This is a genomic window from Stenotrophomonas sp. 8(2023) (assembly GCF_030345295.1).
GTDB lineage: Bacteria > Pseudomonadota > Gammaproteobacteria > Xanthomonadales > Xanthomonadaceae > Stenotrophomonas > Stenotrophomonas muris.
On the sequence record NZ_CP128404.1, the window covers coordinates 3,984,831 to 3,999,990 of the forward strand.

11 protein-coding genes and 1 tRNA gene are annotated in these 15,160 nt (G+C 59.9%); 8 read left to right on the forward strand and 4 right to left on the reverse strand.

Annotated features, from left to right (window positions below; all coding sequences use genetic code 11):
- Nucleotides 1–59: 59 nt before the first annotated feature.
- Nucleotides 60–794: an AAA family ATPase gene (locus QP609_RS18410; RefSeq protein ID WP_230374577.1), complete on the reverse strand. Its 735-nt coding sequence runs from the start codon at nt 792–794 to the stop codon at nt 60–62.
- A 795-nt stretch (nt 795–1,589) separates the two neighbouring features.
- Between QP609_RS18410 and QP609_RS18415 the strand changes: the two genes are divergently transcribed.
- The 6 genes from QP609_RS18415 to QP609_RS18440 all read left to right on the forward strand — a co-directional run bounded on the left by QP609_RS18415 (nt 1,590) and on the right by QP609_RS18440 (nt 9,205).
- Nucleotides 1,590–2,873: an HlyD family efflux transporter periplasmic adaptor subunit gene (locus tag QP609_RS18415; protein WP_289213827.1), complete on the forward strand. Its 1,284-nt coding sequence runs from the start codon at nt 1,590–1,592 to the stop codon at nt 2,871–2,873.
- Nucleotides 2,866–5,010, forward strand: a complete 2,145-nt coding sequence (locus tag QP609_RS18420) for a peptidase domain-containing ABC transporter (protein ID WP_197621143.1) — start codon at nt 2,866–2,868, stop codon at nt 5,008–5,010. Before QP609_RS18415 ends, QP609_RS18420 begins: the two co-directional genes overlap by 8 nt.
- Before the next feature lie 207 nt (nt 5,011–5,217).
- Nucleotides 5,218–6,666, forward strand: coding sequence for a hypothetical protein (locus QP609_RS18425; protein WP_180835857.1), 1,449 nt, complete (start codon nt 5,218–5,220; stop codon nt 6,664–6,666).
- Nucleotides 6,663–7,898: a radical SAM protein gene (locus QP609_RS18430; protein ID WP_049404786.1), complete on the forward strand. Its 1,236-nt coding sequence runs from the start codon at nt 6,663–6,665 to the stop codon at nt 7,896–7,898. Before QP609_RS18425 ends, QP609_RS18430 begins: the two co-directional genes overlap by 4 nt.
- A gap of 155 nt (nt 7,899–8,053) precedes the next feature.
- The gene (locus tag QP609_RS18435) at nt 8,054–8,239 is read left to right on the forward strand and encodes a hypothetical protein (RefSeq protein ID WP_049404788.1); all 186 of its coding nucleotides are present in this window, start codon (nt 8,054–8,056) and stop codon (nt 8,237–8,239) included.
- Nucleotides 8,240–8,344: 105 nt separating this feature from the next.
- Nucleotides 8,345–9,205, forward strand: a complete 861-nt coding sequence (locus QP609_RS18440; RefSeq protein WP_289214019.1) for an aldo/keto reductase — start codon at nt 8,345–8,347, stop codon at nt 9,203–9,205.
- Nucleotides 9,206–9,519: 314 nt separating this feature from the next.
- On the opposite strand, the gene QP609_RS18445 is transcribed toward QP609_RS18440, so the two are convergent.
- The 3 genes from QP609_RS18445 to dtd all read right to left on the reverse strand — a co-directional run bounded on the left by QP609_RS18445 (nt 9,520) and on the right by dtd (nt 12,924).
- Nucleotides 9,520–9,595: transfer RNA gene (locus tag QP609_RS18445), tRNA-Ile, on the reverse strand.
- A gap of 944 nt (nt 9,596–10,539) precedes the next feature.
- Entirely contained in the window at nt 10,540–12,393 is a 1,854-nt protein-coding gene (gene rpoD, locus QP609_RS18450) for an RNA polymerase sigma factor RpoD (protein ID WP_014648552.1), read from the reverse strand.
- A gap of 90 nt (nt 12,394–12,483) precedes the next feature.
- Complete coding sequence (gene dtd / locus QP609_RS18455) at nt 12,484–12,924, reverse strand: D-aminoacyl-tRNA deacylase (RefSeq protein WP_197621142.1); 441 nt, start codon at nt 12,922–12,924, stop codon at nt 12,484–12,486.
- A 61-nt stretch (nt 12,925–12,985) separates the two neighbouring features.
- Here dtd and QP609_RS18460 point away from each other — a divergent pair, with 61 nt between their 5' ends.
- Both QP609_RS18460 and ribA read left to right on the forward strand, forming a co-directional pair.
- Nucleotides 12,986–13,906: a lauroyl acyltransferase gene (locus QP609_RS18460; protein ID WP_014648554.1), complete on the forward strand. Its 921-nt coding sequence runs from the start codon at nt 12,986–12,988 to the stop codon at nt 13,904–13,906.
- An 87-nt stretch (nt 13,907–13,993) separates the two neighbouring features.
- Nucleotides 13,994–15,130, forward strand: coding sequence for a GTP cyclohydrolase II RibA (ribA, locus tag QP609_RS18465; RefSeq protein WP_041863895.1), 1,137 nt, complete (start codon nt 13,994–13,996; stop codon nt 15,128–15,130).
- Nucleotides 15,131–15,160: the final 30 nt, after the last annotated feature.

Sequence of the window (15,160 nt, forward strand, 5' to 3'; positions counted from 1 at the left end):
GCAGGGCAGATGACACGCCATCGCATCGCTCCTGAAGCACCCGGCAGCCTTGATATCCCTCATCCACCAGAAGCAGACCCTGGATTCCAGGTGATTACCTGGACGTCGTAGATCTCGCACTCGGTTTGGTCCATGGGCTCCCAATGGTCGCTCGCCAACTCAAAGAAGGCATCCGGCACATCCATGGAAAACGTTGGGCCTTTCTCGCGATTGCGCTGGCGGACGCGATCACGACGAACGTCACGTGGGGCATCCAGGAGATACACGGCCAGATCGTAGCCCGCCTCCCTGACCTGCGCGTAGAAGCTCTCGCGGCTGGCTCTCTCCACCAGACCCAGCTCGAGTACAACGTCGCGACCCGTATCGAGCACTTCGCAGGCTGTGATCCATATCTGCGCCATGCAACGCGCCTTCCTTGCGGCATACCATTCCATCAGGTTGGCGGCGGGACGGTCCGGGCTGTACAGCCGTACGAACCACGCGTCCAGAATGAATCCTGCAGCCGTGTGCAGACTTCGCAGCTCGGCAACAAACGTGGATTTGCCCGCACCGACGGGCCCTTCGACCAGGTGAATCGTTGCCATCGTGGTTGAGCCATCCTTCATTGCATTCAGAGACAGACCGGCCATCAGAGACCAATCGCTGTTTCGGAGGTGATAGCAGAGGTGAGGGGTATGACCATGGACATCCGTGACACTGACGATCAGGCTCACTTGGACCGCTGGCAACCCCGCGCTCCTGCCCCACGTGAATTCTGCCCGCGGCACAAAAATGAGCACCTGGGCGGAACCCAAGTGCCATTCCTGCGGTGGGCCCACCAGCACTCACACTACCCACATTTCGCGGGATTCGTGCATGACGGAGCGTCCATCCCGAGAATCCTACATGTCGCCACTCCCAAGACACGCTGGTAGGGCCGGGCCGCCATCATTCACGATTGCCTGCACTGGTCTCAGTTATGCCCCCGAAAACAGGCCGACAATTTGATGCTGATTGCGATGAAAGAGAGCAATGTCTCCACGATTGATCGTGTCGCAATCCACATGGCAGTAAGGAAGGGAGCCCCTGACATGTCATGCCGATTGCAGCACTGGTCAGGACGGGCCGATACATCCCCCCACCTACATCACTCCCCCGAACCTCACTTCGGTTTTCGTAGCGGCTGGATTCAGGCGGCCAAGTCAACTGGTGATGCAGGGGATCCAAGCGCACCCCCACCATTGTGTCGCCTTTCGCCTGCTTGGCGCTGACCTGCGTACACCGCAACGCCGAGGGTGACTATGTGAGATCAAAGCATTGCCACCATCTTCGATGCACCCCGCTCCACGCTCCACGCCGAAGGGGTTGACGCCATGCAAATACTTCCATAAAGAAATTGCATACAAGGATGGTGGCGGAGAAATTCGATGGGGGCATTTCCTGTTTTCGCGTGCGCTGCGATCAAGGACCAGCGGGGCTGGTCTAGGCCCGACGCCAATGGCGACAGATGCCCGGCTGGGGGGGCATAGCCACCGGAACCGATTGCGGACATCGCCTCATTTCGAGGCTGAGCGACATCGCGACTGTGCATCAATGGCGCGAGGTATGCCGTGGCAGATAACCTCTTTCGCAGAGAGGCTTCACCTGAAGATCAGCATAGTGGCCTCGGCGAGACCCTGCTTGCCGGACCACCTTCTCGCTGGCTATGGCTTTGCCTGATCCTTCTGCTAACGACTGCTATGGGCCTGTTCCTGGTCCTAGGCCAATACACCCGCCGAGAAACGGTGACGGGTCAACTGGTGCCCGCTAGCGGACTGATCAATATCACCGCTCTTAGCCCGGGAACAGTCGCGCGACTACATGTTGAAGATGGCCAATCCATACAGGCAGACGAAGTCCTGATGGAGATCTCAAGCGATCAGGACACGGTTCGACTTGGTGCAACCCGAGCATCAATTGATGAGCAGCTTGCGGAAAAGGAGGGGCGCTACAGGGCCGATCTCGTTTCCCAGGATTCTGTCGCCCGGCATCAGCGAGAGGCGCTGGTTGCTCGCGAATCGCTCATACGACGACAGCTGGACCAAGTCGGCGAACAGGTTGCATTGCAGGCTGAGGAAGTTGAAGGCTCGCAGGCGCTCTTGGAGCGGATCGAGCCTTTGAGAAAGGGTGGATACATTTCGGCATTTGAGATTCAGCGGCAGCAAGCGGTGGTACGTGCCGCACGCTCCCGGAAGGCAGAACTGCAGCGGCAGGGGCTCGAACTCCAGCAACAGCTTGCTGCCGCCCAGGAGTCCTTGGCGAAACTTCCGCTAGAGGACGCAACTCGCCGAAACGAAATCGTGCGAGAGCTTGCCGACGTAGCTCAATCGCAGGCCCAAAACGATCTACAACGCGGCACACTGTTTAGAGCGAGACAAGGAGGTGTCGTCGCAGCTCTACTTGTTAAGACCGGTCAAATGGTGAGTGCCGGTCAGCCCATGATAACGATACTGCCTGGCGACGCGAAGCTGCAGGCGCAGCTCCTTATTCCTAGTCGTGCAATTGGATTCATCGCTCCAGGCAATCGCGTCATCCTCCGCTATGAGGCATTTCCGTACCAGAAATTTGGTCAGCAGTACGGAAGGGTATCCATCGTCTCCCGAAGCGCACTGACGCCAGCGGAACATTCCGCTTTGACTGGCCGACTACCGCCAGCGGATCAAGGACCACTCTATCGAGTAGATGTAGAGCTGGACCGGCAGTACGTTTCCGCATATGGGATCAAGGAGTCGATCCGGCCTGGGATGGCGCTACAAGCAGATGTGCTTATAGAGCGGAGACGCCTTATCGAATGGTTGTTTGAGCCGCTTTTTGGCATCCAGAGACGTGTGTTCGAGGAAAACTCCAATGGCTGATGGCTCCGCATCGGCAGAGCGGAGGCGCCCCGATCGACATTCGCGAGCGGACGTCCGGGCCGAACTCCGTTTTGGGTGGCGTCGCGATACGCCATTGATTCTGCAGGCAGAGACCGCTGAATGTGGACTGGCCTGTCTAGCCATGGTCGCGGGGCATCACGGTCATCATGTGGATATGCTGGGAATGCGGGCGAAATTCGGATCGTCCCAGAAGGGCGTCACGCTGAGGCAGATGATGCATTTGGCGACGGCACTCGGCATGGAGAGGCGCCCGCTGAAGCTCGATCTTGGCAACCTATCAAGATTGAAGCTGCCCTGTATCCTGCATTGGGGCATGAATCATTTCGTCGTGCTGTGCAAGATTGGCCCTCGATCGGCTGTAATTCACGATCCGGCACGAGGTGTCCGAAAGCTCGATCTTCTGGAGGTGTCAAGCCAGTTCACCGGTGTCGCTTTGGAGCTCATACCAGGCGCCGACTTCCGTCCAGCGCACAGATCCCCATCTATTTCACTTCGGCGACTGGCAGGTACCATCCAGGGACTCGTGCCGGCTTGCCTCCAAGTTCTGGGGCTTGCACTGGCGCTAGAGGCATTCATTCTCATTGGACCATTCTATCTCCAGTGGACGATGGATCAGGTCATCGTATCCGCTGATAGAGATCTTCTTTCGCTGCTGGCGATTGGTTTCTCAATTGTTGCGGTCTTCCAGGTTGTCATCACGGCACTACGCGCCTGGCTACTCAGCTGGATCAGTGCAACAACATCTGCGCAATGGATGAGCAACATGGTTGGGCATCTCCTCCGGCTGCCCTTGGCTTGGTTTGAGAAGCGGCAGGTGGGTGACATCGTCTCGCGACTTGGCTCAGTCCAGATCATCCAAAGTACGCTGACAGTCCAGTTCATCGGCTCACTGTTGGACGGGCTGATGTCACTTGTCGTTCTTTTGATAATGACCTTCTACAGCCCTGGATTGGCGGCGCTGGTAGCGGGCCTATTTCTACTTTACACGATGCTTCGATGGGTGTTCTTTGCTCCGTTGTGGAGGGCAAACGAAGATCAGATTGTTCATGCGGCACGCCAGCAGGGCGAAATCCTAGAAAGCATCCGAGGAATTCTTCCGATCAAGCTGGCCAATCAGCAGAATGTGCGACGCGCACGCTATGCCAATGCTTCGGTTCAGGTAATAAACCGCGGAATCCGAATTCAGCAACTGAATATTTCTTTCGGAATTATCAACGGCCTTATCTTTGGCCTGGGCAGAGTCGCACTGATCTGGATAGCTGCTTCTCTGGTCATGGATGAGAAGTTCTCTGTTGGCATGATGGTTGCATTTGTCGCCTTCGCAGACATGTTTATTCATAGATCTACTTCTTTGGCGGATAAGTGGGTGGATTTCAGGATGCTTAGATTGCACGCGGAACGGTTGTCCGATATCGCCCTCAGCGAACAGGAGAGCGCCGACGGAGTCGACTCGTGCCACGTGCCGGACGATTCGAGTGTCGAATTCAAGAATGTCAGTTTCCGCTACTCCGACGGAGAGCCCTGGGTGTTGAGAAACTGTAGTTTTAAAGTGGAATCGGGTCGTTCAATCGCCATCACTGGAGTGTCAGGGAGCGGCAAGACGACACTCGCCAAGATCATGCTCGGCCTACTGAAGCCTAGCGAAGGAGAGGTGATCTTTGGAGGACAGAAAATTGATGATATGGGTCACGGACGATTCAGAGGCCTGGTCGGTGCAGTCATGCAGAAAGATCAGCTGTTCGCCGGAACGATCGGGGACAACATCAGTTTTGGTGATCAGGACTCAACCGATGAGCGCATCAGGGAGGCGGCGACGCTCGCTGCAGTGAGCGACGATATCGAGGCGATGCCAATGGGCTACAGAACTCTGGTAGGCGACATGGGTTCCAGCCTGTCTGGAGGGCAGAAGCAGCGAGTGATCCTCGCTCGAGCGCTATATCGCCGCCCCCGTCTGCTGGTCCTGGATGAGGCAACCAGCCATCTGGACCTCGAGTGTGAGCGGCGCGTCAATGCGGCCGTGAAGATGTCGAGCATGACCCGGGTGGTGATCGCCCATCGGCTGGAGACAATACAAAGTGCAGACGAACGGTTCGAGATAAAGCACCGGGAGTGCTGAGCAATGCTGAGTCTGAGGATTCAAGGAAGTGGCTGTGGACGGGGTGATATGCGCGTAACTGTCGGCAAAGCTTTCATTCGACTGGTGCCCATAGCTCCAAAGCCATGGGCGCTGTTGGCAACCTTGCTCATGTTGGCTCTGCCCACGGCAAACGCATGGGCAGGGAAGCGTGATTGCCTCGCGTCCGGCCTTGAGGTTGACACAGCCATGTCAAAGGCGACCTTGCGAGTGACCTCGCTGGGTACGCCCAAACTCAACCTGCAGGAGTGGCAAGCGTCGAAGAGCGCCCGCCCGGACGAACACGTCTATACCTTGGATATCAGCAGGAGCCGGCTTCCGGAGGGAAGAAAGTATCCGCTGATCATCAGGTTGGCGCCCTCCACTGTCATGATCAACCTACAGCCTCTGATCAATCCTGACGATCCGCAGTTTGAACGCCTATGTGGCGATATCGATCCAGGAGCCTCACAGCACCCAGCAAGCTCTCCAGTGACGGTGTTCGAAGGCTACGCATTCTTCAGCGATGGGCGGCCAGTACCCGTTCCAACGATGCTGGCCGATCAAGGCGTGCCACAGGTGTTCAGGAGCCAGTATAAGAATTGGCTGGACAAGGCCCAGAAGTTCTATGGGCGTGCCCTCGGACCTGAGCAGCACAGCGTGAGCTCTGTAATCTTCTTGCTTGAGCAGGGCGCCAATACCCAGCAGGGCTGCCACTTCAGCGGAAGCTCATTGCCCGGACTGCTGCTGATTGGCCTTCGTGCGGGTTGCCTGGACACCTCAAAGGGCTTTCCAAAAGACTTATCTCACTTCATTGCCCATGAAGCATTTCATCAATGGAATCAAGATGTGCAAATGATGGAGTCACTCCCACAGCAAAGCAGAATGATGCTGCTCGAGGGCGGGGCAGAAATGGCAGCAAGCCTGTTTCTTTCGGAGGAGACTGGGAGCAAGGAGCAAGGGATCACGCGCGACGTGGGCGCAGCTGCAGAGTCATGTATCGACCAGGCAGAGTACAGGAAGCGACCATTGAACGACCTGATCAGTGAGGGCAAGTATCAACTCGCCTACTCCTGCGGGATGGTCTACACGTTCCTCAACCTCGTCCGGACAGATTCTGATCCAGCAGCTGCTCTGGGCACGTTCTGGAAAAGTACCCTGCAGGATAACTCCTCGTCTCGTTTCAATGAACGCACCGACTTCAATGAGGCATTCGGTGCGCGATCGTCGGTGCAGAACGCCATGATCGAACTTCTAGCCCAGAATGGCTACGCGCTTCGCGAAGCGATCAGCGGCTTGAGCAAGGACCAGCAGTTCCGCATTGCCGCCGAACTGATGCGAGAGGTTTCACGCAACGACTGCCAAGGGAACTACGGCCTGTTTACCGGTGGCGGGGTGATTGTGCTTGATCCCGAAGTGAAGACCTGCAGCTCTCTGAGGCCTGGGGGAAAACCCGCGGCAATAGATGGGTTTGATTTTAGAGAGCATGTGTTGGACGCTCGATCTGCATGGATTTCTGCTTGCCGGAATGGAGGAGCAGTGCGCATCGACTACTCCGACAGCTCTGCGAAACGGTCGATCGTGTCGTGCCAATCCCCCCCAAGATCCCTGTACACGCCGTTTCATCTTTCCCGAATCACGCCAAGGGGGCGACCATGATCGACGTACTCAACAGCGACACATCTTCCCCGATTCAGAAGCTACATGAGCTGCAGGTCATCATCAAGATCGCCGAGCGCTGCAACCTCGCTTGCAGCTACTGTTACTACTTCTTCATGGGCGATGATTCCTACAAGGGCCGTGATCCGATCATGAAGCCTGACAAATTCTCAGCCGTCGCTGATTACATCAAGCGTGGCGTCGAGGATCTAGGCATCAGGAATGTAAACATCGTCTTCCACGGCGGGGAGCCCACCCTCATGAGGGCTCGCGATTTCAGGGGACTGGTTTCTGCTCTGCGTGAGACGTTGACCCCCATATGCGGGTTGAGTCTTGGCATACAGACAAATGGATATCACCTTACGGCCGAGTGGGAAGATCTGATTTCAGAGTTCAGTATTTCCGTTGGCATCAGTCTTGATGGTCCGGCTGAGTACAACGATAGATTCCGGGTAACCCATAAGGGGAAGGGATCGCATGAGAAGATCGCGCGCACGGTTGGGCGACTTCACGAGTTGGAGGCCGAGCGAAAGATCAGTGCAATCGGCGTACTAAGTGTGCTTGGACGCGACATCCCGATTGAAGAAACATTTGATCACTTCGTTGAGGAGCTCAAGTTCCGTCATATGGGGTTCCTGTTGCCGGACAGGAGTCATGATGAACCATTCGTCGATGGAGAGACCCCAGACGAGTACGGAGATCTACTGATAGGCCTCTTCAATAAGTGGCTGAGCCACCAGGACATCTCTGTGAGGGAAGTAACGAAGGTAATTCGCTACTTTCAAGAGTATGCGCCTGCACGCGCCGCGGCCACGGACGTATTCGACAAACGAACCCATGTGGTGGTGATCCAGAGCACGGGCGAAGTGAGTTGCGATGACTCGTTGATTCCCGCATTGGAGTGGCGATCCTCGCAGCGTTCGTACTCAATCTTCGGTTCGTCGCTCTATAGCTTCGTCAATGACCCAGGCCTTGTGGTACTTGATCGGGCGCGAGCAAACCTCCCCGATGACTGTTTCAACTGCAGGTGGGTGAGAATATGCGGAGGGGGCGCACTAGAGAATCGCTTTAGCCGCACTCGACAGTTCGATAATCCAAGCGTCTATTGTGCTGGACTGAAGAAGTACTACTCACATGTAGTTGATTTTCTGATCGAGAACGGATATCCGGAGGCAGCGATTCAGGAGCGCCTGAAGGCTGACGAGGTCATGCAGCCCACCTTCGCCATCTAAGCAGTGTGCTGGACCTGAGCGGTGATTGCTTGGCAATCCTGCTCTCTCGCTTCACCGAGGCTCATGCCTGTTGTACCCGTCGATCCCGACCGCGGTCGACAGAAATCAAGGGAAGTGCGGTCAATTGTTGATCTACAATCAGAAGGGAGTTCGCGATGAATGCAAGCGACAAGAAGTCACAGGGTGAAGAATTGGTCGCGCGGCTGCTGACGCCGCAGGAGACCGATGCCGTCGCTGGTGGCGGGTTCGAAACCTATGCGCAGAATACAGGTGGGTATTGCAAATTCGACCAGAAAAGCGGCGGATATGACCAGAAGTGCGAGACGCCTAGCTTTTCCTGAGATATTCAACTTCTAATCTTGCTGCGTGACGGGGTGTCCTATGGCCACCCCGTCTTTACCGGTACTTTCATGCAATATCGATATCTTGGAAGGACGGGCTTGAGCGTGTCTGTACTCAGCCTTGGCACCTGGCTTAGTGTTGGTCAGCGGCTGAGTAATTCGGATGGCGCCAGGTTGCTATCGCAGGCTTACCATAGAGGAATCAATCTGTTTGATACCGCCCAGAATTATGGCTGGGGTGGGGCGCAGACGGAGCTGGGGCGTGCGATAAGAGATGCCGGCTGGCAGCGCGACACCTACTCCATCTGTAGCAAAGCATTCTACGGGGCAAAGCCGGACGACCAGCTCAAGCCGACTCAACGCGGTTTGGGCCGCAAGCACCTGGTGGAGGAGTGTGATGCTGCGCTGACACGGCTGGGCTTGGAGTACCTGGATATCTATCTTTGCCATTCACAAGATGCAAATGTGAGTGTTGGAGAGATCGTATGGACGATGCACTCGTTGATTGTGCAGGGCAAGGTGCTGCATTGGGGGACGTCGAAGTGGCCTGCTGGACTGGTGGCGGAGGCGCATGATTTCGCTCTTTCCAATCATCTGATTGGCCCGTCCGTCGAGCAGCCTGAGTACAACCTGGTCGCTACCAGAGCTGTGGAGGAAGATCTACCAGACCTGATTGATCGATATGGCATGGGGTTGCTCACTTGGTCGCCATTGAAGCAGGGCATACTCGCTGGTCGCTACGACCAGGGCATCCCGCCTGGCTCGAGACTGTCCTTCCGGGACTTCACGACGTTGAGGGATCATGCGGGTGAGGCACAATTCCTGCGATGGGTCGAAGCTGCAAAAGGCATCGAGAGAATTTCCAAGGCTCTGGGAGTATCTCGCGCCCAGTTTCCATTGCGTGGTGCTTGCAAAACAGGCTCGTCAGTAGTGTCCTGCTCGGTTGTTCGGAGGGCACGCAACTAGCCGAATGTCTGAAATCAGTAGACGTCGCGAGCTCCATCACTCCAGAGTTGTGGCTGGAGTTGCACTCGCTGGGTCAGTGCTGATCTCATGCGCCAGCCGAGGGGTCGGGAGAGATCCGTCCGCCGTTGATACCAGAGCGACATCCAGCGTTGGATTCGCGCACGCAGGAGCGCTCTGCAGTGGACGCCCGAAGATGCAGGGCAACCCGCGGCCAACTGTGACAGCAGCGGAGCGTAAACGGTCACCGAGCGGTCACCGGGTCGCGCCGGCTTGACGAAGAAGGCGCTGCGGATGATTCTAAGTGCCTGATTCGATGGTGGGCCCACCAGGATTCGAACCTGGAACCAAGGGATTATGAGTCCCCTGCTCTAACCGTTGAGCTATAGGCCCTGCGCAGCCTCACAGTGTAGTGGAGGCCGCGCTCGATCGGCTACCCGGTAGCATCAAGAGTCTCAGCAACGCGCCCCAATCGCTTCTCCGCCACTTCCGCGAACCACTCCAGTCGCCGCAAGTGGGCGTGGAACAGCGCCACCGTCCTCCTGGCCTCTTCCAGCCCAATCTGGTTGCCGCCGCCGAAGCCAGCAAGCAGTCCGGCACCCGACTGTGTCAGCAATGCCAATGTCGCTCGTCGGGCGAACCCCAGTGGATCCTCGCGTTCATCACGCAGCACATCGTCCCAGTCCAACAACGGGGGGAAGTCGCAACCACGCGTACCCGAGCCACCCCAGCCACACCCACCGTCAATCTCCGTCAGCCCCATACTCACTCTCCTACGATTCGTCGAACCTCTTCCGCCTCCTGTTGAGAGAGGCGACCGGGTGCTTCAACACGGTCGTAGGGCCGCCCGCAGCTTTCCCCTTGCAGGGTCTTGTATGGCTGCGCGCCACCCGGCCAGAAACCCTTGGGCTCACCGGAATGGCGAGAGTTGCGGTTTGACCTTGGATTGCCTGCTGTTGCGGCAGACAGTCCGCCTACGACGGTGTGTTGAGCACCTGAGGAGGACTGTGTGGAAGGAAGGCTAGAGGCTTCAATTGGTGAATGCGACATTGCGTGCGCTTATCACTCACATGCGGCTACTCATTTCATTGAGGCACTTGGGGTTTCGGCTGAATGACCACTTCCCCCGGCAGCGAATCGCAGCGAAGTCCTCAAGAATCCTCAGGCCAGTTACGTCACAAGGTGCGGCAAGCAACCGACACCCGTTGAGAAGACCCGTCGAATACGTCATCGCGAACAGCAGCCGAGCATGGCTCGGCTCTACAGAAAGCACGCCCCAAAAAGAAAAACCCCGCACCAGGCGGGGTTTCTCTCAACGCTTCACCAGCCGCTGGAAATCAATCGATATCCAGGAAGCTGCGCAGCTGCTCCGAGCGGCTCGGGTGACGCAGCTTGCGCAGCGCCTTCGCTTCGATCTGGCGGATGCGCTCGCGGGTCACGTCGAACTGCTTGCCGACTTCTTCCAGCGTGTGGTCGGTGTTCATGTCGATGCCGAAGCGCATGCGCAGCACCTTGGCTTCCCTCGGGGTGAGGCCGGCCAGCACGTCGCGCACGGTTTCAGACAGGTTGATGTTGGTGGTGTTCTCGATCGGGGACTCCACGTTGGTGTCCTCGATGAAGTCGCCCAGATGGGAATCCTCGTCGTCGCCGATCGGGGTTTCCATCGAGATCGGCTCCTTGGCGATCTTCATCACCTTGCGGATCTTGTCTTCCGGCATGTCCATTTCCTTGGCCAGCTCCTCCGGCGTAGCCTCGCGGCCGTACTGCTGGAGCATCTGGCGGGAAATGCGGTTCAACTTGTTGATCGTCTCGATCATGTGCACCGGAATACGGATGGTGCGCGCCTGGTCGGCAATCGAGCGGGTGATCGCCTGGCGGATCCACCAGGTGGCGTAGGTCGAGAACTTGTAACCGCGGCGGTACTCGAACTTGTCCACGGCCTTCATCAGGCCGATGTTGCCTTCCTGGATCAGGTCGAGGAACTGCAGGCCACGGTTGGTGTACTTCTTGGCGATCGAGATCACCAGGCGCAGGTTGGCCTCGACCATTTCCTTCTTGGCCTTGCGCGCCTTGGCTTCACCGTAGGCCATGGCACGGCTGATTTCCTTCAGCTCTTCCAGGTCCAGCTGGGTCAGCTTCTCGATGTCGATCGTCGCCTGCTGTTCGGCGATGATCTGGTCCTTCACTTCGCGCAGGGCCGACGACCACTTCTGCTTGCGCTTCAGTGCGTCTTCCACCCACTCCAGGTTGGTCTGGTTGCCTTCCCAGGAGCGGATGAAGTCCTTGCGCGGCATGCGCGCGGTGACGGTGGCCAGGTTCAGCACGCGTCGCTCATGGGCCTTGATCGACGCCATGGTGTCGCGCAGCTGCTTGGTCAGCACGTCGGTCAGCGGCAGCGGCAGCTTCAGGGTGACGAACACCGCCGACATCTCTTCGCGCAGGCGCGGCAGGTTCTTCTTGTCGCCCTTGGTCGCCGCCTTCTTGAAGGCATTGAAAGCATCGCTCAGCGCCTGCATGCGCGCAGCGACTTCCTCCGGATCCGGACCGGTCGGTGCGGCTTCTTCCTCGCCACCCTCGACGTCATCGTCCTCGTCCTCGTCGCCTTCTGCGTCGGCATCGCTGCTGTCATCGGCAGCGACCGCCGGCGGCGCCGGCTCTTCGTCGGCCAGGTCGTTGAAGCCGACGATCACTTCGGCCAGGCGCTTCTTGCCTTCCTTGTGGGCCTCGTAGTCGGTCAGCAGCGATTCGACCGAAACCGGGAACTGGCCCAGGGCGGCCTGGACCTGCGAAAGGCCTTCCTCGATGCGCTTGGCGATGGCGATTTCGCCTTCGCGGGTCAGCAGCTCGACCGTGCCCATTTCGCGCATGTACATGCGCACCGGGTCGGTGGTACGGCCACCTTCGGTGTCGAGCGCGCTCAGCGCGGCGGCAGCTTCTTCGGCCGCGGTGTCATCGACTTCGCGGTTACCGGTGTTGCCGTCGTTGAGAAGCAGGGTTTCCACATCCGGCGCAACTTCATGGACATCGATGCCCATGCCGTTGATCATGCCGATGATGTCTTCGATCTGTTCCGGGTCGACCATGTCGTCCGGCAGATGGTCATTGACTTCGGCGTAGGTCAGGTAGCCCTGTTCCAGGCCCTTGCTGATCAGTTGCTTGATTTCGGATTGGGCAGGACGTTCGTTGGCCATGTAGTGCTCGCGCCACCGGCTAGGGAGAAATAGGGAACGTAGCATTATACCAGCCCGGGGCCCTGCCTGCCGGGCGGTGGTCCCGGCGGCCTAGGGCCTGAGAAGGAAGGTCACGGGACCGTCGTTGACCAGGCTGACGACCATATGGGCACCAAACCGGCCCGTTTCCACCCCTGGCGCATGATTTTCACGGCAGATGTCGACAAATCGATTGAACCCGCGTTCAGCCTCGTCCGGCGGTGCGGCGCTGGTGAAACTCGGCCGCATGCCCGAACGGGTATCGGCCGCCAGGGTGAACTGGCTGACCAGCAGCAGGTCGCCACCGGTGTCGCGCAGCGACCGGTTCATCTTCCCGGCCTCGTCGGCGAACACCCGGTAACCCAGCAGGCGTTCGGCCATCCGCCGCAGCTGGGCCTCGCTATCCCCCGGTTCCATGCCGACCAGGGCCAGCAAGCCGGGGCCGATCTGCCCCACCACCTCCTCGTCGACATGGACGGCGGCCTGGCTGACACGCTGGATCAGGACGAGCATCGTGGGCTTCCAATGAACGGGGCCGGCCACGATAGCAGCGCCCTTGGCTAAACTGGCGCCGATGAATCCGCAACGCAAAGCCCGGCTGGTCTACCGCGCCACCACCCTGTTCGCCCGCCTGCCCTGGCCGCTGCTGCGGGGGTTCGCACACGCCCTGGCGTGGACGTGGGTTCGTGTCAATGCCCGTGAGAGCCGCGTTACCCGGCGCAACCTCGAACTGGCCTACCCGGAGCTGGACGGTCCTGCACGCGACCGCCTGCACCGCGAACTGCTGCGCTCCACTGCGCTGCAGGCCATCGAGACCCTGCGTTTGTGGAGCCGGCAGCCGGCCGACAACCTGCGGCTGCACCTGAAGCAGCGCCACGGCGAAGCCCTGTACGACGCGGCCCTGGCCAGCGGCAAGGGCGTGATCGTGGCCGCACCGCACTTCGGCAACTGGGAGCTGCTGAACCAGTGGCTGGCCTCGCGCGGGCAGATCGCCATCGTCTACAAGCCGCCGGAAGACGAGGCCAGCGACGCCTTCCTGCAGCTGGTGCGCGGCGGCCAGAACGTGCAGCAGGTACGCGCCGAGGGCCCGGCCGTGCGCCAGCTGTTCAAGGTGCTCAAGGACGGCGGCGCCACCGGCATCCTGCCCGACCAGCAGCCCAAGGCCGGCGATGGCGTGTTCGTGCCGTTCTTCGGCGTGCAGGCGCTGACCATGACCCTGGTCAACCGGCTGGCCGAGCGCACCGGCGCCACCGTGCTGTATGGCTGGTGCGAGCGCATCGGGCCGGACATGGAATTCGCCCTGCACATCGAGCCGACCGACCCGGCCGTGGCCGATCCGGACCCGCAGGTGGCCGCCACCGCGCTCAATGCCGGCATCGAGCGCATCGCCCGCCGCGACCCGTCGCAGTACCAGTGGACCTACAAGCGCTATACGCTGCGGCCACCGGGCAGCGGCGAGGAAGATCCGTATGCGACCGAAGAGCATCCGCACTGACGGCCCCCACGCCCAGGCCCATCCGGCCCCTGCGACCGGCGGCCGCACCACGTTGAATACGACGCCGGCGCCCCCATAGAGACTGCGATGTCCGCCTCCCCCGGTCCCGCCATGCCTGCTGCCTCTTCCCTGTTCGGCGACCCCGCCGCGATCCGCTGCGAACGCGCGGTGGCCGAACTGCGTGCCGGTCGCCCGGTACTGCTCCACGATGGGCAGGGCCAGCGCCTGGCGGTGATTGCACTGGACAGCGCCACTGCCAGCAGCTTCGCTGCCTTCGCCGCTGCCGCACGCGAGCGCCATTACCTGTTCCTGACCGCCACCCGCGCCCGCGTGCTCGGCGTGGAGGCACCGGCAGGCGCGCGCCTGCCGCTGGCAGGGGTTGCCTTCGATGCCCTGCCCTCGCTGGGCTACCTGCGCGAGCCCGGCCCGATGCCGGACGACTGGACGGCCGGCGACGCCTTCGATGCCGGCGCGGTGGAGCTGGCCCGCCTGGGCCTGCTGCTGCCGGCCATGGTGGCCGTGCGCCTGGACGCAGCTGACCGCACCTTCGAGGGTGCTGCTGAAGTGGCGCTTTGCGATCTGGCCGAAGGCGCGGCCCACGCCGCCCACGATTACGAACTGGTCGCCCGTTCGCCGGTACCGCTGCGCGACGTCGGCATGACCACCTTCGCGGTGTTCCGCGGCGGCGTGGCCCAGCGCGACCAGGTCGCGATCATCGTCGGCGAACCGGACCTGTCGGCGGTGGTGCCGGTACGCGTGCACTCCTCGTGCCTGACCGGTGACCTGTTCGGCTCACTCAAGTGCGACTGCGGCGACCAGCTGCGGCGCGGCCTGCGCAAGCTGAAGGAACTGGGCGGCGGCGTGCTGCTTTACCTGGACCAGGAAGGCCGCGGCACCGGCATCGCCGCCAAGATGCGCGCCTACGGCTACCAGCACGACGGCCTGGACACCATCGATGCCGATGCACAGCTGGGCTTCGGTGCCGACGAGCGCCGCTACGGCAGTGCGGTGGCGATGCTGCATGGCCTGGGCATTTCGCGCGTGGCCCTGCTCAGCAACAACCCGACCAAGGCACAGCGTCTGCGCAACGCCGGCATCGAGGTGCTGGACTGCATTCCGGTCACCGGCGAGATCACTGCCGAGAACGAACACTACCTGCGCACCAAGGCCGATCGTGCCGGCCACATGCTGGATGTGGACGCGCTGATCCAGGCTGCCCAGTAGCGCGGTCGACCTGCTACCGTCTGCGCGGTG